Annotated in this window: 2 protein-coding genes and 1 pseudogene; 2 read left to right on the top strand and 1 reads right to left on the bottom strand. The window is 72.5% G+C overall.

Annotated features, from left to right (window positions below; genetic code table 11):
• Positions 1–547, top strand: a 547-nt coding sequence (locus FV223_RS27745) for a PQQ-dependent sugar dehydrogenase (protein ID WP_187276279.1), incomplete at its 5' end; no start/stop codon positions are given.
• Positions 544–1113 (top strand): c-type cytochrome, encoded by a 570-nt coding sequence (locus tag FV223_RS27750; protein ID WP_147729890.1) that lies wholly within the window; start codon positions 544–546, stop codon positions 1111–1113. The genes FV223_RS27745 and FV223_RS27750, both read left to right, overlap by 4 nt.
• Positions 1114–1121: 8 nt before the next feature.
• On the opposite strand, the pseudogene FV223_RS27755 reads toward FV223_RS27750, so the two are convergent.
• Positions 1122–1352 (bottom strand): annotated as a pseudogene (locus FV223_RS27755) (N-acetyltransferase); the annotation flags it as partial.

Raw genomic sequence — 1352 nt, forward strand, 5'->3', positions numbered from 1 at the left:
CCGCGGGGTGCGCAACACCGTCGGCTTCGACTGGAACCCGATCACGAAGCAGCTGTGGTTCACCGACAACGGCCGCGACTGGGTGTCGGAGGACATCCCGAACGACGAGCTCAACGTGCTGACCGAGCCGGGCAAGCAGCATTTCGGCTTCCCGTACTGCCACCAGGGCACCTTCACCGATCCGGAATACGGCTGGGGCCATTCCTGCGCCGAGTTCACGGCGCCGGCGGCGCTGCTGGGCCCCCACACCGCCTCGCTCGGCCTGCGCTTCTACACCGGCGCCATGTTCCCGGCGGACTACAGGAACGCGATGTTCATCGCCCGGCACGGCTCGTGGAACCGAACGCGCAAGCTCGGCGGCGACGTGGTGGTGGCCCGCCTCGGTTCCGACGGCAAGGTCGCCTCGGTGGAGCCGTTCCTCTCCGGCTTCCTGCAGGACAACAAGTATGTCGGCCGCCCCGTCGACGTGCTGGTGGCCGACGACGGGGCACTCCTGGTCTCGGACGACTACAACGGCGCGATCTACCGGATCAGCGCCGCGCAATGAGCCGCGCGATCGCCCCGGCCCTCCTCCTCGCGACGCTCCTCCTCGGGACGGCGACGTCCGCCCCGCTGGGGGAGCGGCTGGTGCCCTGCCTCGCCTGCCACGGCGAGCGCGGCACCTCCGGGACCGAGGGCGTGCCCTCGCTCGGCGGGCAGATGCCCGACTACGTCGTCACGCAGCTGTTCCAGTTCCGGGAGCGGCAGCGCGAGGCGCCGCCGATGAACGACATGGCGTCGGCTTTGTCCGACGACGACCTGCGCGGCTTCGCCGACGCGGTGGGCGCCCTGCCCGCACCGGTCCCTGCCGGCGGCCCGCCCGATCCAGCACTCCTCGCGCGGGCGCAGGCGCTGGTGTCCAAGCACCAGTGCAAGTCCTGCCACGGGGCCGAGCTGACCGGGCGCGACGCGCTCGCGCGCATCCGCGGCCAGCGCGAGGACTACCTCAAGGCGGCGCTCACGGCGTATCGCTCGAACGCCCGGCCCGGCTACGACCCGGCGATGAACGAGGTCGCGCAGACGCTGAAGGACGACGAGATCGCCGACCTCGCCGCCTACATCGCGCGGCTCTGAGCGAGGCTTCAGCCGGTGCGGATCGCCGCGACCGCCCCGCGGGCCGTGGCGAGGAAGCCCGGCTTCAGCTCGAGGGCGAGGAAGCGGGCCGGGTCGACCGGGCCGGGCAGGACCAGATGCTCGGCCAGCACCGGCGAGAACCCGAACCGGGCATAGAACGGCGCGTCGCCGACCAGGATCACCAGGCCCTCGCCGGCCGCCGTCGCCGCGGCGAGGCTCGCCCGCATCAGCGCCGTGCC

Source organism: Methylobacterium sp. WL116 (assembly GCF_008039455.1).
Lineage (GTDB): Bacteria > Pseudomonadota > Alphaproteobacteria > Rhizobiales > Beijerinckiaceae > Methylobacterium.

Excerpts from the sequence above, each read along its gene's own strand:
- FV223_RS27750 (WP_147729890.1), top strand. The coding sequence starts at position 544 with ATGAGCCGCGCGATCGCCCCGGCCCTCCTCCTCGCGACGCTCCTCCTC.